The organism is Actinocrispum sp. NPDC049592, from assembly GCF_040675465.1.
Lineage (GTDB): Bacteria > Actinomycetota > Actinomycetes > Mycobacteriales > Pseudonocardiaceae > Kibdelosporangium.
This window is the reverse complement of sequence record NZ_JBFAPA010000014.1, coordinates 1-19,567: the sequence shown is the minus strand read 5'-3', so window position 1 is coordinate 19,567 and position 19,567 is coordinate 1. Positions and strand designations below refer to the sequence as shown.

17 protein-coding genes are annotated in these 19,567 nt (G+C 67.1%); 8 read left to right on the top strand and 9 right to left on the bottom strand.

The features are described from left to right. Positions 1-106 precede the first annotated feature (106 nt). Positions 107-3,100 (top strand): family 16 glycoside hydrolase, encoded by a 2,994-nt coding sequence (locus AB0J95_RS30880; protein ID WP_364765559.1) that lies wholly within the window; start codon positions 107-109, stop codon positions 3,098-3,100. Positions 3,101-3,180: 80 nt separating this feature from the next. On the opposite strand, the gene AB0J95_RS30875 is transcribed toward AB0J95_RS30880, so the two are convergent. Next, positions 3,181-4,122 carry a helix-turn-helix domain-containing protein gene (locus tag AB0J95_RS30875; RefSeq protein WP_364765556.1) on the bottom strand — a complete coding sequence of 314 codons (942 nt, stop codon included), beginning with the start codon at positions 4,120-4,122 and terminating at the stop codon, positions 3,181-3,183. Between the two features lie 169 nt (positions 4,123-4,291). Here AB0J95_RS30875 and AB0J95_RS30870 point away from each other — a divergent pair, with 169 nt between their 5' ends. From AB0J95_RS30870 to AB0J95_RS30860, 3 genes are all read left to right on the top strand, one after another. Beyond that, positions 4,292-4,882: a DJ-1/PfpI family protein gene (locus AB0J95_RS30870; protein ID WP_364765554.1), complete on the top strand. Its 591-nt coding sequence runs from the start codon at positions 4,292-4,294 to the stop codon at positions 4,880-4,882. Continuing rightward, positions 4,879-5,295 (top strand): hypothetical protein, encoded by a 417-nt coding sequence (locus tag AB0J95_RS30865; RefSeq protein WP_364765551.1) that lies wholly within the window; start codon positions 4,879-4,881, stop codon positions 5,293-5,295. Before AB0J95_RS30870 ends, AB0J95_RS30865 begins: the two co-directional genes overlap by 4 nt. A gap of 131 nt (positions 5,296-5,426) precedes the next feature. Beyond that, positions 5,427-7,730: a chitobiase/beta-hexosaminidase C-terminal domain-containing protein gene (locus AB0J95_RS30860; protein WP_364765548.1), complete on the top strand. Its 2,304-nt coding sequence runs from the start codon at positions 5,427-5,429 to the stop codon at positions 7,728-7,730. Here AB0J95_RS30860 and AB0J95_RS30855 read toward each other — a convergent pair. Next, on the bottom strand, positions 7,727-8,620 hold the full coding sequence (locus AB0J95_RS30855; RefSeq protein ID WP_364765545.1) for an SDR family NAD(P)-dependent oxidoreductase: 894 nt from the start codon (positions 8,618-8,620) through the stop codon (positions 7,727-7,729). The two genes, AB0J95_RS30860 and AB0J95_RS30855, sit on opposite strands and share 4 nt — an antisense overlap. 32 nt (positions 8,621-8,652) lie before the next feature. Between AB0J95_RS30855 and AB0J95_RS30850 the strand changes: the two genes are divergently transcribed. The 3 genes from AB0J95_RS30850 to AB0J95_RS30840 are packed head-to-tail and all read left to right on the top strand — an operon-like array spanning position 8,653 to position 11,081. After that, the gene (locus AB0J95_RS30850; protein ID WP_364765542.1) at positions 8,653-9,345 is read left to right on the top strand and encodes a hypothetical protein; all 693 of its coding nucleotides are present in this window, start codon (positions 8,653-8,655) and stop codon (positions 9,343-9,345) included. A 27-nt stretch (positions 9,346-9,372) separates the two neighbouring features. Beyond that, the gene (locus AB0J95_RS30845; protein ID WP_364765539.1) at positions 9,373-10,230 is read left to right on the top strand and encodes a hypothetical protein; all 858 of its coding nucleotides are present in this window, start codon (positions 9,373-9,375) and stop codon (positions 10,228-10,230) included. A gap of 20 nt (positions 10,231-10,250) precedes the next feature. Further along, on the top strand, positions 10,251-11,081 hold the full coding sequence (locus AB0J95_RS30840; protein WP_364765536.1) for an alpha/beta hydrolase: 831 nt from the start codon (positions 10,251-10,253) through the stop codon (positions 11,079-11,081). On the opposite strand, the gene AB0J95_RS30835 is transcribed toward AB0J95_RS30840, so the two are convergent. The 7 genes from AB0J95_RS30835 to AB0J95_RS30805 all read right to left on the bottom strand — a co-directional run bounded on the left by AB0J95_RS30835 (position 11,057) and on the right by AB0J95_RS30805 (position 18,817). Next, on the bottom strand, positions 11,057-12,037 hold the full coding sequence (locus AB0J95_RS30835) for a class I SAM-dependent methyltransferase (RefSeq protein ID WP_364765533.1): 981 nt from the start codon (positions 12,035-12,037) through the stop codon (positions 11,057-11,059). The genes AB0J95_RS30840 and AB0J95_RS30835 overlap by 25 nt on opposite strands. A 61-nt stretch (positions 12,038-12,098) precedes the next feature. After that, entirely contained in the window at positions 12,099-13,328 is a 1,230-nt protein-coding gene (locus AB0J95_RS30830; protein ID WP_364765530.1) for a class I SAM-dependent methyltransferase, read from the bottom strand. A gap of 66 nt (positions 13,329-13,394) precedes the next feature. Next, positions 13,395-14,390 carry a Gfo/Idh/MocA family oxidoreductase gene (locus AB0J95_RS30825; protein WP_364765528.1) on the bottom strand — a complete coding sequence of 332 codons (996 nt, stop codon included), beginning with the start codon at positions 14,388-14,390 and terminating at the stop codon, positions 13,395-13,397. Positions 14,391-14,437: 47 nt separating this feature from the next. Continuing rightward, entirely contained in the window at positions 14,438-15,097 is a 660-nt protein-coding gene (locus tag AB0J95_RS30820; protein WP_364765525.1) for a dTDP-4-dehydrorhamnose 3,5-epimerase family protein, read from the bottom strand. Between the two features lie 32 nt (positions 15,098-15,129). Beyond that, a complete protein-coding gene (locus AB0J95_RS30815; protein ID WP_364765522.1) occupies positions 15,130-16,254 on the bottom strand; it encodes a nucleotide disphospho-sugar-binding domain-containing protein in 1,125 nt (374 codons plus the stop codon). A gap of 13 nt (positions 16,255-16,267) precedes the next feature. Beyond that, entirely contained in the window at positions 16,268-17,677 is a 1,410-nt protein-coding gene (locus tag AB0J95_RS30810; protein ID WP_364765519.1) for an NDP-hexose 2,3-dehydratase family protein, read from the bottom strand. Between the two features lie 30 nt (positions 17,678-17,707). Then, a complete protein-coding gene (locus AB0J95_RS30805; protein ID WP_364765516.1) occupies positions 17,708-18,817 on the bottom strand; it encodes a DegT/DnrJ/EryC1/StrS family aminotransferase in 1,110 nt (369 codons plus the stop codon). A 251-nt stretch (positions 18,818-19,068) separates the two neighbouring features. Between AB0J95_RS30805 and AB0J95_RS30800 the strand changes: the two genes are divergently transcribed. After that, a complete protein-coding gene (locus AB0J95_RS30800) occupies positions 19,069-19,437 on the top strand; it encodes a hypothetical protein (RefSeq protein WP_364765513.1) in 369 nt (122 codons plus the stop codon). Positions 19,438-19,567 lie beyond the last annotated feature (130 nt).

Sequence of the window (19,567 nt, the reverse complement as noted above, 5' to 3'; positions counted from 1 at the left end):
AGAAGCAACTTCGGGATAGAAAGCGCATACTTTCGTTGACTGTGAACGAAAGTGTTCGTACCTTCGCGGAGCCGAGGCGATTCCCTGCTATATCCGAGGAGCGACGATGCTTCCGTATGCCTCCCCGCGCCGCCACCGTTCGCCCGGTCGGCTCCTGTCCCTGCTCACCATCCTGATCATGACCCTGCTCGGCCTCGCCGCGCCGGCGCGGGCCGCCATCCCGCCCCAGGAACCCGGGGTGACACTGCGGACCTACGACCTGCAGGTCGGCCTGGACCGGTTGTGCACGTTGAAGACCGGCCAGACGCCGAACGTCGACAAGCTGATGTCCACGATCAACTGGACCAGCACCGCCGACTTCGGCCTCAACGACTTCTTCTTCTCCGAGGTGATCGCGAACATCAACATCACCACCGCTGGCACCTACCAGTTCCGCCTGACCAGCGACGACGGTTCCCGGCTGCGGATCGACGACGCCATCGTGATCAACCACGACGGCCTGCACGCCGCCACCCCGATGACCGGCTCGGTCACCCTGACCACCGGTTATCACGCGTTGAAGATCGAGCAGTTCGACAACGCGGGCGACCAGCAGATCACCCTGGACTGGCAGCCACCCGGCTCGTCGGCGTTCACGCTGGTGCCGAACTCGGTGCTCAGCACGGATTCCGGAGTCGTGCGGGTGACCTCGCCGGGCCGCAAGGAATGCGTGGGCGGAACCGACTCGCCCGGCGACGGCCTGCCGCTGACCGGCGTCTATCCCGGGCTCACGCTGACCAACCTGCGCCCCAACGGTTTCCAGCCGCAGGTGACCGGGATGGACTGGCTGCCCGACGGCCGCCTGGCCATCGCGACCTGGGGCGGGTCGAACAACATCGCCGGTGAGGTCTACCTGATCAGCAACGCCACCGGCACAACGGATCCGTCCCGCGTGCAGACACAACGCATCGCCAGCGGCCTGAGAGAACCGATGGGCATCAAGTACGTCGACGGCAAGCTGTACGTGTCCGAGAAGAACCGGCTCGTGGAACTCAACGACACCAACGGCGACGGCGTGACCGACGTCTACCGCCAGGTCGCGACCTGGCCGTTCGACGGGAACTTCCACGAGTTCGCGTTCGGGTTGCTGTACAAGGACGGGTTCTTCTACATCAACCTGTCCGTGGCGATCGACCTCGGCGGCGCCACCACCAACCCGCAGCCGTCGGCGAACCGCGGCACGAGCATCAAGGTCGACAAGAACACTGGCGCTGTCACGTACATCGCCGGTGGCCTGCGTACACCGCACGGCATCGGCTGGGGCCCGGAAGGCGACATCTTCGTCACCGACAACCAGGGCGGCTGGCTGCCCGCGAACAAGCTCGTGCGGATCAAGCAGAACCGGTTCTTCAACCACTACACCAACCCGCCCGGCCTGTTCGACTCGCAGCCGGTGACGCAACCGGTGGTGTGGTTGCCGCACAACGAGATCGCCAACTCGCCCAGCAACCCGGTGCAGCTGCCGTCCGGCATCTTCGCCGGGCAGATGGTCTACGGCGACGTGACCTACGGCGGCCTGCAGCGGATCTACCTGGAGAAGGTCAACGGCGAGTACCAGGGCGCCGTTTTCCGCATGACCCAAGGGCTTGAGTCCGGGGTGAGCCGGATCAGCCTGGGCCCCGACGGCGCCATCTACACCGGCGGTATCGACGGCGGCGGCAACTGGGGCCAGCCCGGCAAGCTCGCATACGGCCTGCAGAAGGTGAGTTTCAACGGCACCAGCACCTTCGACATCCTGTCGATGAAGGCCGTGCAGGGCGGGTTCCAGCTGGAGTACACCCAGCCGTTGTCCGCCGCGACCATCCAGGACCTGGTCACGAAGTACCGGGTCTCGCAATGGCGTTACGTGCCAACGGTCGCGTACGGCGGGCCGAAGGTCGACGAGCAGTCGTTGCCGGTCAGCTCCGCCACGGTGTCGGCCGACCGCAAGACCGTCACGCTCCAGATCCCCGGCCTGTTGCCTGGGCGTGTGGTGTACGTGCGGTCGCCGCGGCCGTTCGCTGCCGAGTCCGGCTCGCAGTTGTGGAGCACGGAAGCCTGGTACACGTTGAACTCCATGGTCGGCGGTGTTCCCGCTGCGGTGACCTACGAAGCGGAACGTGCTGCTTTGAGCGGCGGAGCCGCGGTCAACACCGACCACCCCGGGTACAACGCGACCGGGTTCGTCGACGGCTACTGGAACAGCGGCGCCGCAACGACATTCTCGGTGAACGCGGCCACCGCGGGCGCGTACAACGTCGCATTGCGCTACTCCAACGGCCCCAACCCGTCGGCGGGGACCAAGTCCCTGAGCCTGTACGTGAACGGAACCAAGATCAGACAGGTTCGCCTGGCCAGCACGACCAACTGGGACACCTGGACGGTCCAGCCGGAGACGGTGGACCTGAACGCGGGTGCCAACACCATCGCGTACAAGTTCGACGCCGGCGACGCGGGCAACGTCAACCTGGACAACATCACTCTCACTGCCGTGCAACGGATCCAGCTGTTCAACGGGACCGATCTCTCGGCGTGGGAGAAACGAGCGGGCGGGGCCGCATCCTGGCCGGTGTCCGGCGGCTCGATGGAGTCCAACGGTGGCGACATCCGCACCAAGCAGAAGTTCGGCGACTTCCGGATGCACGTCGAGTGGCTCGAACCCAACTACCCACCCGACGTGACCGGGCAGGCGCGTGGCAACAGTGGTGTCTACTTGCAGGAACGGTACGAACTGCAAGTGCTTGACTCCTATGGGGACACCACGCTGGCCAACGACGAGGCCGGGGCCATCTACTCGAAGAAGGCACCCGACCGCAACATGGCCACGGCACCACAGACGTGGCAGACCTACGACATCACCTTCCGTGCTGCCCGTTATGACGCCGCTGGCGCGAAGACGGACAACGCGCGGGTGACCGTGGTGTGGAACGGAACCGTGGTGCACAACAACGCGGAAATCAACGGGCCCACCGGAGATGCCATCCCGGAGGATGTCTCACCCGGCCCGATCCGCCTGCAGGATCACGGCGATCCCGGTGAGAACCCGCGGTTCCGCAACATCTGGATCGAGCCCATCGCTTGATCCGCCGGGCGCTGCGAGAGTTCTCCCGGCTCTCGCAGCGCCCAGGGCGTGTCTGACGGGCCTCCTCCATCAGACACGCCCTATCCCTTGAAGGCCGCCCGATAGCTGTTCGGGCTGGTGCCCACCGTCCTTTTGAAACGATCGCGGAACGCCGTGGGCGAGCCGAAGCCGACCTGGCTCGCGATCCGGTCGACCGGGTGGTCGGTGGCTTCGAGCAGGTACTGAGCCTGGCGAATTCGTGCCTGCAGCAACCATTGCAGTGGTGTGGTCCCGGTCTGCTCGCGGAAGCGGCGGTTCAGAGTGCGGGTGCTCATACCCGCGGTGGCCGCGATGTCCTCCAGGGTCAGCTCCTTCGCCGCGTTGTCCTCCATCCAGGTCAACACCGGTTCGAGGACGGAGCCGCGAGGGGTGGGCGGCTGGTCGTGGACGATGAACTGCGCTTGCCCGCCTTCACGTTCCAACGGCATGACCGCGAGGCGGGCCGCGTCGGCCGCCACCGCTGATCCGTGGTCGCGGCGGATCATGTGCAGACACAGGTCCAGTCCCGCGGCGGCACCGGCCGACGTGAGGAACTGTCCATTGTCGACGTAGAGCACATCCGGGTCGACGTCGATCTCGGGATGGCGCCGCGCCAGAAGATCGGCCGCCATCCAATGGGTGGTCGCACGCAGCCCGTTGAGCAGCCCGGTGGCGGCGAAGACGAAGGCACCCGAGCAGATCGACGCGATCCGCGTGCCGTTGGCCGCCGCCTTTCGCAGCGCCTGGAGGGCTTCCCCGGGCACGGGCGCGGTGACGTCCGCGCAGCCGGGCAGGACGATCGTGTCGGCTTCAGCCAGCGCCTCCAGGCCAAACCTCGGCTGCAGGGTGAACGCTCCAGCGTCCACTGTGGACCCGACACCGGCGACCTTGAGGCGGTACGGGACACGACCGTCGGGCAGGCGGGTGCGGGTGAACGCCTCGATCGGGGTGGCCAGGTCGAACGGGATGACCTGGTCCAGGGCGAGCACGACCACTGTGTGCATGGCCGTATGGTACGAGCTTGCCAACCGGTTTCACCAGGGTATCTGAACATTTCCGCAGCTCAGATGTGTTGGCGAGAATCCGTTGGAGTGTGGCAATCCAGCCAGTTCTGCTCGGTGCCTGGCGCCGCTAGCGTCTGCGGCACCGCCAACTCCGAGAGGGCTGATCCGATTGCTTGCGCAGGTCGTGTTGTTCGACGGGTTCGACCCACTGGACGTCATCGCACCCTACGAGGTGCTGGCCTCCGGTGGCGTGGAGGTGGAGCTGGTGTCAGCCGAGGGGCCGCGCCGGGTGCCTGCCGGTTCGAACCTGCTGACCCTGGAGGCCACCGCCCGGCTTGATCCTTCGCGGGCGGGCATCGTCATCGTGCCGGGCGCGGCCGGGGATGTGGAGAACGAGATCCCCATGCTGCTCGCGGCCACCCTCGGCACGCCGTTGCCCGGTCTGCTCAAGGAAGCCCTCGACCGGGACGGGGTCACGGTCGCCACGGTTTGCGGGGGCTCACTCGTGTTGGCGATGGCCGGGCTGATCAAGGGCCGCCCCGCCACCACCCACCACCTCGGGCTGGACCCGTTGGCGGCCACCGGGGTCCTCGTCGTCGACGCACGTGTCGTCGACGACGGTGACCTTGTCACGGCTTCGAGCGTCACCTCTGGTCTGGACCTCGGGTTGTACCTGCTGGAGCGGGAAGTGAGTCCGCGCGTCGCACATGACGTGGAAACGTTGTTCCGGCACGAACGTCGTGGCGTAGTGTGGCGATGACCAAGTTCCTGCTCGCCGTCCATGTGCTGGCCGCCATTGTCGCCATCGGGCCGGTCGCCGTCGCGGCCAGCATGTTCCCCGCCGTCCTGCGGCGAGGGGATGTGGCCGTTCTCCGTTCGCTGAACCGGATCTGCCGGGTCTACGCGGCCGTCGGCGTGGCCGTGCCCTTCTTCGGGCTCGCCACCGCGGGCAGCCTCGGCGTGCTCGGTGACACCTGGCTGATCATCTCCATCGCGTTGACCGCGGTCGCGGCCGTGGTGCTCGTGCTGTTGGTTCTCCCCCAGCAGCACCGAATTCTCGCTGATGGCGTCGCCGTGGGCCGGTTGGCGATGTACACCGGGCTGTTCAACCTGCTCTGGGCCGCCGTCACGGTGCTGATGATCGTCCGCCCCGGCTCCACCACGGGCGCATAAAGCCCTTTACCAGCACTGTTCATCACCGGCGTGGTGTGAGAGCGCTTCCGTTCGGGCCGGTCACCCGGCTACCCTCTCTGTGAGAGCGCTCTCGCACCACGCTATGCCCCTGCCATGGAAGGTGATGATCCGTGCTTCGAAGTCAGCAACGTGGCTGGCGCGCCATTCTGGTCGCCTTAGCCGTCACGGCCGCGTCCGTGGTCCCCAGTGGTACCGCCCTGGCAGCGGACTACACCCAGAGTGCCACCCAGGTGAGTGCCAGCCAGGCCCAGATCTCGTTCACCCCGACCACCCCGGCGCTGTACGTGGACGTCCACTACACCGGCGTGCCGGGCCTGGGCCAGCAGAACGTCCGGATGACCAACAACAACGGGACCTGGCAGCACACCGTCGGCTCGCTGACCACCGGCACGGTCCTGGACTACTGGTTCACCTACGAGAAGAACGGGCCCCAGTTCGACACGCCCCACTTCACTTACACCCACGGTTCCGGCGCCGGCACGGTGGCCACGCCGACGTTCAGCCCACCCGGCGGTGTCTACTCCTCCGCGCAAACGGTAACGCTGTCAGACAGCACGCCCGGCGCGTCCATCCGGTACACAGTGGACGGATCGACGCCGACCGCTTCGTCTACTTTGTACACCGGGCCGATCTCGGTTCCCAGCACCAGGACCATCAACGCGATCGGCATCGCATCCGGCCTGGCGAACTCCCCGGTGGCCAGCGCCACATACACGATCGGCACGGCAGCCGGCTGCACGACCCAGCCGGATGTGCCCAACTTCGGGCCGAACGTCCGGATCTTCGACCCGGGCATGTCGGCCGGCACCATCCAGGGCCAGCTCGACGCCGACTTCAACGCCCAGAAGGACACCCTGACCGCGCAGTTCGCCGAGCGCCGGGTGGCGCATTTGTTCAAGCCGGGCAGCTACAGCGTCAACGACAACGTCGGCTTCTACACCTCGGTCGCGGGCCTTGGGCAGAACCCTGGTGACGTCGTCATCAACGGCCACATCACGGTCGACGCCTTCAACGCCTCCGACGCGGGCAACGCCACGCAGAACTTCTGGCGCTCAGCCGAGAACCTGGCGATCAACCCGGCCGGCGGCAACCGGTGGGCGGTAGCTCAGGCGGCCCCGTTCCGGCGCATCGACGTGCGCGGTGATCTCCAGCTGTACCCAGCCAGTTTCGGTTGGGCCAGCGGCGGTTACATCGCGGACAGCCGAGTTTCCGGCCTGACCGCGTCGATTTCGCAGCAGCAGTGGTACACGCGGGACACCAACTACGGCCGCTGGGACGGTGGCGTCTGGAACATGGTGTTCTCCGGGACGACCGGCGCTCCGGCGACCACATTCCCGACCCCGCCGGAGACCACCCTCGGCACCACGCCGATCTCACGGGACGTGCCGTACCTGTACATCGACGGTTCCGGCCGGTACCGCGTGTTCCTGCCTTCGTTGCGCACCAACGCCTCCGGCCCGAGCTGGGGCAGCGGCAGCACGCCGGGCTCGTCGCTGCCGATGAGCCAGTTCTACGTCGTGAAGGCCGGTGACACCGCGGCCACGATCAACGCCGCGCTGACCAGTGGCTGCAACCTGTTCTTCACGCCGGGCGTCTACCACCTGAACCAGACGCTGAACATCACCCGCGCCGGCACGGTCGTGCTCGGCGTCGGCTACCCCACGCTGATCCCGGACAACGGGGTCAACGCCATGCAGGTGTCCGATGTGGACGGCGTGCGGCTGAAGGGCCTGTTGTTCGACGCTGGGACGACCAACTCCGCGGCCCTGCTGACCGTGGGTCCGTCCGGTTCCTCGGCCAGCCACTCCGGCAACCCCACGACGGTCCAGGACGTGTTCTTCCGGATCGGCGGCTCGGTCGCCGGTAAGGCCAGCAACAGCCTGATCGTCAACAGCAACAACGTGATCATCGACCACATCTGGGCGTGGCGCGCCGACCACGGCAACGCGGGCACGGTCGGTTGGGGCGTCAACACCGCTGACACCGGTCTGTTGGTCAACGGCAACAACGTGTTGGCCACCGGCCTGTTCGTCGAGCACTACCAGAAGTACGAGGTGATCTGGAACGGCCAGAACGGCCGGACCATCTTCTTCCAGAACGAGATGCCCTACGACGTGCCCAACCAGGCGTCCTGGAACAGCCCGGCCGGGGTGAACGGTTACGCCGCCTACAAGGTCGGCGCGAACGTCACCAGTCACGAAGGCTGGGGACTGGGCAGCTACAACTACTTCAACGTCAACCCGTCCGTGAACGCCTACCACGCCTTCGAAGTACCGAACACCTCAGGCGTTCGCTTCCACAGTCTGCTCACGGTCTCCCTGAACTACCAGGGGACGATCACCCACGTCATCAACGACACCGGTGCGGTCACCCAGCCAGGAACCGTGCCGAGCAACGTGGTCAACTACCCCTAGAGCTTCCAACTGACGCCAGCCGCATCCGCTGACTGGGTCCAGAGTTCGGCAGCCACATCAGGATCGAGCATCGAGCCGGAGGGCCGTTCCAGCCTGGGACGGCCCTTCACCCTGAGAAACCGCGGACCCCACAGCTGACCGCCTTCGGCTTCGGGATCCAGCAAAGCACGGACCGCGGGCCACGCGCCCTTGTCCTTGCCCTGCAACAAAGGCGCTTTCAGCAGATCGGCAGCCGAGCGTTCGCTGGCCGTCGGCCGGGGCGGCGTCAGGCCGTCGAGTGCTCCGCCCGGGTGCGCGGCGAGGCTGACGATGGAGCTGCTCGCGGCGCGGAGGCGGCGGTCGAGTTCCAGCGCGAAAATGGTCTGTGCCAGCTTGGACTTCTTGTACGCGGCCTCACCTTCGAAGGGCGGGGTGAGTGACTCGAGATCGGACAGGTCCAAAGTGGCCGATCGGGCGACGAAGCTGCTCATGGTGACGATTCGCGCCCCATCGTTGAGCATTGGGTAAAGCACGGCCGCCAAAGCGAAGTGACCAAGATGGTTGGTGCCGTACATCAGTTCGTGGCCGTCGACGGTCTCCTGGCGCTCGCCTTCGGTGTACACCCCCGCGTTCAGCACGATCCCGTCGAGCCGGGTCACGGCAATCGCGCGGACGGCGGCGAGATCACCCAGATCCAACGTCAACGACCGGAGCCGGGCATCCGGGACCTGACCACGGATCGCCTGCATCGCCGTCTCGGCCTTCGCCGGCGAGCGGGCCGCCAGCACGACCTCGGCTCCAGCGCCCGCGAGCTGCTCGGCGACGAAGTAACCGATCCCCGCGTTCGCCCCCGTGACCAGGAAGGTCTTCCCCTGCTGCGCCGGAAGCCGGTGGACATCCCATCGAGTCATGCCTCCGTTCTACCAAGTTAGGATCTCGCCGCATGACCGGTCATGGGGTGTGGGGGAATGTCCACGAGGCGGCGGAAGGGCTGCCCGGACCCGACGTGCTGCGGTTGCGGTGTCAGGCGATCGCGATGCTCGACGCGGTGGTGTGCCCGGAGTCGTCCCATCGGTACTACAAGTACCGGAAGGACAACGGGCTCGCTTCGATGGACAACGGCAGCGGCGACTACTTCAACATCGCGTTCACCCAGGCCGGGGCGCTTGTGTACGGGTTCGACCACGAGTCCGACATGAGCCCGTGGGTGCAGGACGATCAGAGCGTCTGGCCCGGGGTGCTCGACGCGGTGCCGGACGCTTTCGCCGAGCAGCTGGCCGAACCGTTGCTGGCGGGCGCCGGGGAGTTCGACCCGCCGCTGGTGACCTTCTGCCTGTGGCGGCTGCACACCGATGACCGATGGCACGCTGGTGAGATCGAGTTTCCGCCGCTGTTCGGCACCCAGACCGATCCGGACGGCTCGGGAATGCTGCAGATCCTCGGCGGCGGCCCGGAAGCCTACGTGAGCTGGGCGGCGAGCTACTACGAGTCCCGGCCACCCATCGATCCAGAGGCCGTGGCCAGCGTTTATGCCCATGAGCCGCTCGACCAGCGAACGGTCACCCGCCTGTCGCCCGGCCGGGAGCTGGACAGCGTGCTGGGCGATGCCGAGGCAATCGGGTTCCCCCTGGCGTGACGTGGGTCCGCGGGGTAGAACCGATGTATGTCCGAGCGCGCGAGGCGCCGTGACCCGCATCTCGCGGTCAAGCGGGAGGTGCTGGTGCGGTACCTCGATGCTTGGACACCGGTGGCGCTGCGGTCGCAACGCGGTGCGACGTATGTGGAGTCCGGAGCCGCCGAGTTCGTTGTGGACGCGTTCCGGGTGTTCGGCGAGTCGGCCGACCGGATGGATGACGGCCATCATCTCGACATGGTGCTGGTCGGCCCCGCCGTGGAGCTGGGCGAACGGCCAGAAGGGCTGACCGTCCGGACACTCACCGACCCGGCTGATCTCAAGGTGACCGGGCCGGTGCTGGCCCACCTCGACGCCGTGGCCGAGGCGGATGCGTGGCGGCTGGTCGACCAGCTCGGCAAGGGCAAGGGCCGGGAGGTCCTGCTGAGCCTGCCCGCGGTCGAGCAGGCCGACGAGTACCGCGACCACCTGCACAGCAAGGGTCTGACCTGCACTGTCGCCGTCGAGTTGGTGGACGATGACGGCCACGCGGAGCTTCTGCTGTTCGCCACCGGGGACAGCAAGCACCTCGCGATCTTCAAGAACGAGCTGTGGGCCGCGGACGAGTTCGCCGGGATCCGTTACCGCGACCCACACGACACCGAACACGCCCTCGTCGACATCTCCCTGACCCCGCAGCTGCTGCCGCTGCGGCGAGTCCTGCTGGCCGAGCTGACCCGCCGCGGCCCGACCACCGTCGCCGACCTCCAGCAGCACACCCTGATGGAGACGATCTACCGCCCCGCCGACGCCGTGAACGCCTTGACCTCCGCGGCCGCCAAAGGCGCGATCACCAAGGAACCGGAGAAAGGGCGGCTCACCCCGAAGACGATCGTCAGCGCCGCCTGAAACCCGGCTACCGTGGGTCCATGGAACTCGATCAACGTTTCGAGTGGGAAGGCCGCCGGATCGCATGGGCGCGCAAGGGAACCGGCCCCGCCGTGGTGTTCTGCCACGGGACGCCGTTCTCTTCCCTGCTGTGGCAGCCCTTCGCCGAGGCCCTCGCCCGCGACTTCACCGTCTACCTCTGGGACATGCCGGGATACGGGCAGTCGTCGAAGGACGGTCGCCACCTGGTCGACTTCGGCGCCCAGGCAAGCGCTTTCGCCGCTCTGCTCGGCCACTGGGGCCTCACCGATCCGCACGTGATCGCGCACGACTTCGGCGGGGCCGTGTCGTTGCGGGCGCACCTGTTCGAGGCAGCGGCATACGCTTCGCTGATGCTGGTGGACGTTGTGGCGATTCCGCCGAGCGGATCGCCGTTCTTCCAGTTCGTGCAGGCGAACCCCGGTCTGCTCGACCAGTTGCCCGGCTACGTCCACCGCGCCATCGTGCGGGCCTACATCGCCAACGCGAGCGCGAAAGGCCTGTCAGACGACGTTCTCGACGCGCTGGTCGAGCCGTGGACCGGCGAGCAGGGCCAGCCCGCTTTCTACCGGCAGATCGTCCACTACGACGAGAAGTTCCTCCGCGACAACGAGTCCAGGCTGGATACCATCGCCATCCCGGTGCGCATCGTGTGGGGCGAACAGGACACGTGGATCCCCGTGGAGCGTGCGCACCGGCTGCGCGAGCTGATCCCGGACTCGACCCTCACCGTCGTGCCGTCCAGCAGCCACCTCATGCACTACGACCAGCCCGTGGCTCTCATGCACGAGCTGGCCGACTGGCTGCCTCAGGACATCGGCTCCAGCGCGTAGATGAACGAGTCGGCGGGTGTGTCCACTGTGTACATGTCCACCACTCGCCAGCCTGCCTCGGCGAAGACCCCGGCCCAGTCGTCGAGCGTGGGGATGGTGACGCCCATGAGGTCGTGCGCGGTCTCGAAGGCGAGGGTGAAGACGGGCTTGTCCACGTCGGGGATGTTCTGGGTCCGGGCGGTGTCGCCGAGCAGGAACCGGTGGACGTTCGGGAAAGCCTGCCGCAGCCGCCGCAGCGACTCGACGCAGTCCGCGCGCGGCCAGAAGTCGTGGCCCATCATGAAACACGTGAGCAGCTCGACCGAGGCGAACTGCGGATCGTCCACAAGGGACCGGGCGTCCCCCTCGACGAAGCTGAACCGGTCGCCGAGTCCCTCGTTGTGCACGAACTTCTCGGCCGCCCGCAAGGCGTCCCCGGCGATGTCGACGCCGACCCCTTGGACATCGGGGAACCGGGACGCGAGCTGGACCAGCCGGCCACCGCTCCCGCAGCCGAGGTCCGCGACCGCGGCCGGGGTGAAGTCCAAAGCGGACAGCGCACGGAAGAATGCCGGGTCGAAGCACTGGGCGTTGATCTCCCGGCACGCATAGGCGATCGCGGCCGCGTCCCGGCGGTAGAACTCACCGGACCGGTTGTCGTTGCGGACAACGCGCGGCATGTCGGAGAACAACGAGCCGCAGCCGATGGTCAGCCAGTGGAAGAACGCCTTGTGCTCCAGCACTTCCGAGAACAACGGTCCTGCCACCACCGAGTCCCCGGACACCTCGGCCACGGAAGCCGAAGCCAGAGCGGCGAACATGCCGCGGATCGAGGGCTGGTGCAGGTCGTTGCGTGAGCAGAACGACGGAATGTCCAGCCTGCCGCGTGCGGAAAGCTCGTCCAGCGCGCCCGTCTCCCACGCCGTGGCGATGGCGTACCCCGCGACCACCGAGTTGAACAGGCCGCTGACACTCATGAACTTCCCTTTCTCCAGAAGGAAAAGGGCCGCACGGAAGGGGTTCCGCGCGGCCCGTGCCTCAGACCAGGCGGACGTCGGGGACGTAGAGGATCCACTTGCCGCCCGCGTCGGCGAAAGCGGTCTCCTTGGCCATGATCTCCTCGGCGTGGTTCCACGCGAACAGCAGGGCGTAGTCCGGGTAGTCCGAGGTGAACGCGGACGGCTCACGCACGGGGATGTGCGTGCCCGGGGTGACCCGGCCCTGCTTGGCCGGGGTGGTGTCACAGACGAACTCGACCAGGTCCGGGCCGATGCCGGCCAGGTTGGTCACGGTCGCGCTCTTGGCCGTGGCACCGTAGGCGACCACGCGCTTGCCCTCGTCCTTGGCCTTGCGCAGCACGGCAAGCAGGTCGTCGCGGTTGCGCTCGACCTTGGCGCCGAACCCCCGCAGGGTGGCGATGTCGGTGAGGTTCTGGGCCTCCTCCTCGGCGAGCAGCTTGCGCATCGCCTCGGTGGGCTTGCGCTGTCCCTTGGGCGCCAACGTGTAGCGCACCTCGCCGCCGTGCACGGTGAGCCGCTCGGCGTCGACCAGCTCCAGGCCGTGCCGGGAGGCCATCTCCTGCACCGAACGCAGGGTGAAGAAGTAGAAGTGCTCGTCGTAGATCTGGTCGAACGACGTGCGCGCCACGATCTCGCCGAGGTACGGGTCCTCGAAGATGAACGCGCCGGTCGGCTTGAGCAGCGCGGCCACCCCGTCCAGGATCGAGTCCATGTAGGGGATGTGGCACAGCGTGTTCGCCGCGTAGATCACGTCCGCCGGGCCGTCCGCGGCCAGGATCTCGCGGGCGGTCGACTCCTCGAAGAACGACTTCCGCACGCGGACACCCTTGGACGCGGCCACATCCGCGACGCTCGCGGACGGCTCGACGCCCAGGTGCCGCACACCGGCGTCGGCGATCGTCTTGAGCATCACCCCGTCGTTGCAGCCCATCTCGACGACGAACGGGTCGTCCGCGGTGAGCTCGTTGGCCAGCAGGTACTTGGCCAGCGACTCGAAGTGGCTGCGCATGAACGTGGACCCCGAGGAGAAGTAGGGGTAGTCCTCATTGAACATGCGGTCCCGTGGCACCTCCTCCATCAACTGCACCATCGTGCAGGTGCCGCACAGCCCGACGGCGAGCCGGAAGAAGAACTCCTGGCTGAAGTCCGCGCTGGGCTTGAGGAAGGCGTCCGACAGCGGCTGGCGGCCGAAGTCGAAGAACTCGGTGACGGTGCCGCCGCACACGCGGCACTGAGAACTTGTCGACATGAGAGAAACTCCTACTATCCGGTTGGCACCACCGCATACGGACGGTGCGTGTACAGGTGATGTCAGTCAGATGGGAATGTTCACCGCGGCCAGTTCGATCTGTTCCATCAGGGCCGCCTGTTCCAGCGTGCCTTCGTGTTCCTGCCGCAGGTCTTCGCCGGTCCGCAGGGTCGCGACGAACCGGTCGATCACGTTGGCGAACTGGTGGTCCGCGTCGAGCACCAGCTCCTCGCGGTGGTCCTGGCGTTCGATCCGGACCACCGGCCGGTGGGTGTGCGGCGGGGTGAACGCCCAGTCGACCATCAGCCGCCCGGTGGAACCCGTGAGGCTGTAGGCGTTCTGGTACGAGTGCTCCATGCCGAAGGTCAGCTGCACCGGCACACCCTGTTCGGTGGCGAGCAGAACGCTGCCGGACATGACCACGTCCAGCTCGGCGTCCCGGCGGAACACCGCGCCGACGACCTGGAGCTTCTTGCCCAGCACGTGCAGGGCCGCGCGCACCGGGTAGCCGCCGAAGTCCAGGAACGGGCCGCCGCCGACGTCGAGCTGGTAGCGGATGTCGCCGGGCGGCTTGGGCGGGATGGTGAACTCGCCGCGGAACCCGCGCAGCTCACCGATCACCCCGTCGTCCAGCATCTTTCGCACGGCCGCGTGCTGGGAGTGGTGGAGGAACATGTAGTTCTCCATCAGCACCAGGCCGCGTGAGCGGGCCAGCTCGACCAGGCGGCTGGACTCCTTGTAGCTGTCGGTCATCGGCTTCTCGACCAGGACGTGCTTGCCCGCGTCCAGGCATCGCTCGACCCACTCGGCGTGCATCATCAGCGGCAGCGGGATGTAGACCGCGTCGACGTCCTCGCTCTCGACCACCGCCGCGTAGTCGCCCAGCGGGGTCCCACCGAACCGGTCGGTGAACTCGGTCGCGCGTCGCTTGTCCCGGCTGGCGATCGCGACCGTCTCGATCGCCGGGTTGTCGGCCATCGCCGGCAGCGTTCGGCGCCACGCGATGTCCGCGCAGCCTATGACCCCGAAACGCAGCCGCTGGACCGCTTGGTTACTCGTCATCGGCGCAACTCCGGTAGTTCAGTGGATGGGCAGCAGGACGGCGGTCGTCACTGGGCGGTCTCGACTCCCATGGGCCGGCGCGCTGGCAGGTTGTTCTTCAGTGCCTCGTAGTGCGCGAGGCATTCCTCGTAGGTGGGCAGGAGTCCCTGGGCCGCGGCCTCGTGCAGGCCGAGCGCCCCGGCGTCCTTTTCGGACATGATGGCCTCGCCGGTGAGCTTCCACGGGATGCCGATGTCCGGGTCCATCGGGTTGATCTCCAGCATCGTGCCGGGGATGTACTCCTCCGAGCACAGGTAGTTCATCCGGGCGCCGTCGGTCAGCGCGTGGAACGCGTGGCCGAGACCGTCGGCGAGGTACACCGCGATGCCGGAGTCCTCGTCCTGGTAGGTCACGTCGTACTGGCCGAACGTGGGCGAGCCGATCCGCAGGTCCACCGCCACGTCCATGACCGCGCCGCCGATGCAGGTGACCAGCTTGGCCTGGCCCGGCGGCAGCAGCGTGCCGTGGATGCCGCGCACGGTGTCGCGGCAGCTGACCGAGTAGTTCGCCTGCCCGACGACGAAGGGATACCCGATCACCTCGGACAGCTCATCGGACCGGAAACCCTCGTGGAAGCTGCCCCGGTGGTCCGGGTAGCGCTCCGGGATGAGCCGGTAGGCATTCGGGATCGTCATCTCGACGATCTTCAACGAGCCCGGCATACTCATCTACTCCCAACGTCTTTCGCGGTGATCCGTTGTCAGTCGGCCAGTTTCGCGAGCAGGTCCACGATCTCCACCGGGGACAGCTGCGCGGCGAGCTCGGACGCCGCCCGCGCGGCCTGCGTGCCGAAGCCGGGGTCGCTCAGCAGGGTCGCGCAGCGCTCGGCAACCAGCCGCGGGGTGAACTCGTCGAACGCCAGGCACATCCCGGCGCCCGCCTTCACCACGGCCTCGGCGTTCTCGAACTGGTCGTCCATGTGCGGCAGGACCAGCTGCGGGCAGCCCGCGTCCAGCGCGGTCAGGATGGTGCCCTGACCACCGTGGTTGATCATCAGGTCACAGGTCGGCAGCACCTGGCCCAGCGGCATCCGTCCGGCCACAGTGGACGAACGAGCCAGCTCCGGCCACTGGTCGAGCACCTGGTCGTCCACCGCGAGGTAGACCTCGAGGCCCAGCCCGGCCAGGCTGTCCAGCACCGGCGCCACCACCTCACGCACGCCCAGCGCCGCGATCCTCGGCAGCAGAGTGCCGAAGGTGACGCAAACCCGCGGCCGCTGCGGTGGTTGCAGCAGCCAGTCCGGCACGCGTGCCTCGCCGTTGTACGAAACACTGTGCACGCCTTGGTGATCGACAGCGTGCGGCAGGCGCATGCTGACCGGCCAAGGGTCCAGCGTCTCGATCGGCACCGGCAGCCCGTCGAACCCGGGCACGTCCGCGAGCGCTTCGGTGGCACCGGTCCGATACTCGGTGAGTTCCGGGATGCCCCAATGGAACTCCACGAACGGAACGTCATTGCGGGCCGCGGCCACCGGTCCGGCGAACTCGGCACGTTCGCTGACCACCAGGTCCGGGTGCCACGCCTCGACCACCCGCCGGGCCCCGGGCAGGGTCCGGCGGGCCATCCGGCCGAACGCCATTCCGTTGGCACGGCGGCGAACCGTCACGTCATCGGCCGGGACCGGTGGTTCTTCGGCGACCACGTCGACGAAGTCCATGGCCGGTCCCCAGGAGACGGCCGGCAGGCCGGCGCCCAGGACCGCGGGCACGAAGTTCTCGGTCGTGGCGACCAGCACCTCGTGCCCGGCGGCGCGAGCCGCCCAGGCCAGTGGCACCAAGGGAAAGAGGTGACCGCTCAACGGCGCGGTCGTGAACAGCAGTCGCACGGTTGCCCCTTTCTCAGCAGAGACTGTGGATGCAGGCCAGCAGGCTCCTGGCCTCGATGTTGAGATAGTGCCCGTGCCGCAACAGGTCGATCAGCTGCCGCATGGTCGTCCAGCAGAAGTTCGGCGGCACGTCCACCGGGAAGTCCTCCCCCGCCTCGATCAGCTGGTAGCGCGTCAAGGCGTGGTGGAACCGGCCGCCCTCCTCGGAGAGCATGTGGTCATAGTGCACAGTGGACTTGTCGGAGGTCAGCGCTGCACGCAGGAAGTCCTCCTTGACGTCCGTGATGTCGTGACCGGGCAACAGGTGCACGGTCGGGGCCATCTCCACCATGTCCATCAGGCCGTACTCCGGCCGCGCCTGCACGAGCAGGTGCAGCACGCCGTTGATCGGCTTGGCGATGAACGCCGCCCGCCCTTGTCCCCGTGGGAACAACAGCGGCTGGCGCCAGCTCTTCACCTCACGCGTCACCGAGTGCACGTCGACGCCGATGATCCGGAAGCTCTTGCCCTCGTCGTCGGCGATCTCGAACGCGTCCCGCGACCAGCCATCCACAGAGGACAGTGAGGTCAGCCGGGCCGACCAGTCACAGCGGGTCTTGGCCTCGGTGAACCAGCTGAGGATCTCGCCCGCCGTGTGCAGCGCGGGCACCGGCTCACCCTTGGACTGGTACTGGTACGACCGGATCAGCGCGTCCTTGAACGGCTCACCGGTCGGCACGCTCGACTCGTCCGGGATGGAGAACGGCATGCAGGACAACACCGTCCGGGCGTCCATGTTGACCAGGTTGTCCACCTGGGTCAGCTCGCCGATCTGCTGCAGGCTCAGCCAGCAGTAGTCCTCGTGCACCGGCACGTCCCCGGTCGCCAGCACCACCACGTTGCGGTTGCGCTTGCGCCAGAACCACGCGCCCTGCTCGGACTGCAGCACGTCCACCAGCACCTGGCCGCGGCCGGGACCGACGAAGTACTCCAGGTACCGCGTGCTGCTGCCGCGGTGCACCTGGGTGTAGTTGCTGCGGGTGGCCTGCACGGTCGGCGAGAGCTGGAGCGTGTTGATGTTGCCCGGCTCCATCTTGGCCTGCATCAGGCAGTGCAGCACCCCGTCGAACTCCTTGACCAGGATGCCGAGGATGCCGATCTCCGGCTGGTTGATGATCGGCTGCGCGAAGGTGGTCTCCGCGCCGCTGCGCACCTGCAGGCCCTCGATCGAGAAGAACCGCCCGCTCGCGTGGCCAAGGTTGCCCGTCTCGGGCGCGAAACCCCAGTTGGTCAGCTGGTCGAACGGGATCTGCTCGACCGCGAACTGCCCGCTCTCCAGCCGCTGCGACCACCAGTCGTGGAACTCGCTTGTGGACACGAGCGTGCCATCGGCCGTCCACGGCCTGAGGTTGAGCTCCTCATGGAGCACCGCAAGTCGCTTCATCTCGTGAGCCCTCCAGATGCCTCAACGTCTCTACAGCTTGGCCAGCACTCCGTGCAGCGCCTCGATCACGCGCTCCTGCTCCACATCGGACAGTGAGGCGTACATCGGCAGCGAGAAGATCTCGTGCGCGACCTGCTCGGTCACCGGCAGCGAACCCTCCCCGTAGCCCAGGTGCGCGAACCCCGACTGGGTGTGCACCGGCCACGGGTAGCTGATGTTCAGCGAGATGCCGTGTTCCTTCAGCGCGGCCATGATCTGGTCGCGCTTGGGGTGGCGGACGACGTACACGTAGTACACGTGGTCGTTGCCCGGGGCCAGCTTCGGCGTGACCAGGTCGGTGCCGGCGAAGGCCTCTTCGTAGCGGAACGCGATCTGCCTGCGCGAGGCGATGTAGTCGTCCAGCCGGGTCAGCTTGCGGCGCAGGATCTCGGCCTGCACCTCGTCGAGCCGGCTGTTGTAGCCGGGCGTGGAGACGACGTAGTAGACGTCCTCCATGCCGTAGTACCGCAACCGGCGCAGTTTCGCGTCGATCTCGGGGTCCGGGGTGATCGTCGCGCCACCGTCACCGTAGGCGCCCAGCACCTTGGTGGGGTAGAACGAGAACGCCGCGGCGTTGCCGAACGAGCCGGCGATTTGGCCGTGGTGCCGCGCGCCGTGAGCCTGCGCGCAGTCCTCGAGGATGGGCAGACCGTGCTTCTCGGCGATCTGCTTGAGCGGCGCCATGTCGACGCACTGCCCGTAGAGGTGCACCGGCAGCAGGCACTTGGTGCGATCGGTGATCGCGGCCTCCACCTGGTCCACCCGCATCAGGTAGGTGTCCGGGTCGATATCGACGAACACCGGCGTCGCGCCGGTCGCGTCGATCGCGAGCACCGTGGGCGCCGCCGTGTTCGAGACCGTGATCACCTCGTCGCCGCGGCCGACACCGAGAGCACGCAGACCGAGCACGATCGCGTTCGTCCCGTTGTCGACCCCGACACAGTGGTTCACGCCCTGATAGGCGGCGAACTCCTCCTCGAAAGACTTGACACTCGGGCCGAGTACCAGCTTGCCGGAACGGAACACCGTGTCGACCGCGTCGAGGATGTCATCCCGTTCTTTCTCGTACTCCGGCAAATAACCCCAGACGTATTGCGCCATGAGGGCAGGTCACCTCCAGAGGGTCAGCCGTTACCCAGTCAGTTCGGCTCGGACAAAGCATGCGAGCGGGTACCGAAGATCTTCCGGAAACGTACACGGCGGGATGGCCCGGGGATAAGACCGAACACACCCGCGCTGTCCCGCCGGCGGGACAGCGGTGCGCATTCGTTGACCGGAAAGCGGAAGCGTGACTAGCGTCGCGTCCGCAATCGAAGTAATTCACCGAATGAGCCGGAAGGGTCGTTCAAGACATGTACGACGACGAGAATCGCGCTGCCGAGGTCGACCTGACGGACGTCAACAAAGTCGAAGAGCTGGTGCGCGAAACCGCGAAGACCATCTGCGCCGAGCAGCCCGACATGCCCGAGCCGCAGTCGATGTCCGACATGGACTCCTTCTCGGTGGTCCAGATGCTGCTGGAGATCGAGAACGTCAGCGGCCGCAAGCTGCTGGAGAAGTTCGAGGACTACTCCTACGGCGAGGAGTTCCGCGACCTCGCGGAGCACATCGTGGCGATCGTGACGTGGGAGAACGCCAACCCGGACTGGGACCCCACGAGTGACGAGCCCTACGACCCGGAGGCAAAGGCCACAGCCTCCAGCGAGTCGACATCTGCCTAGTCGCCAGTTGGCGCTTGTCCCGAGCAGGGGCGGCGCCAATTTGGTGGTTGGGGCGGTTCGATTTTGTGCGGGGATCCCTGCGGCGCACGGGGCAGATCAAAGGGGGCAGGTCTGCGACCTGCCCCGCCGG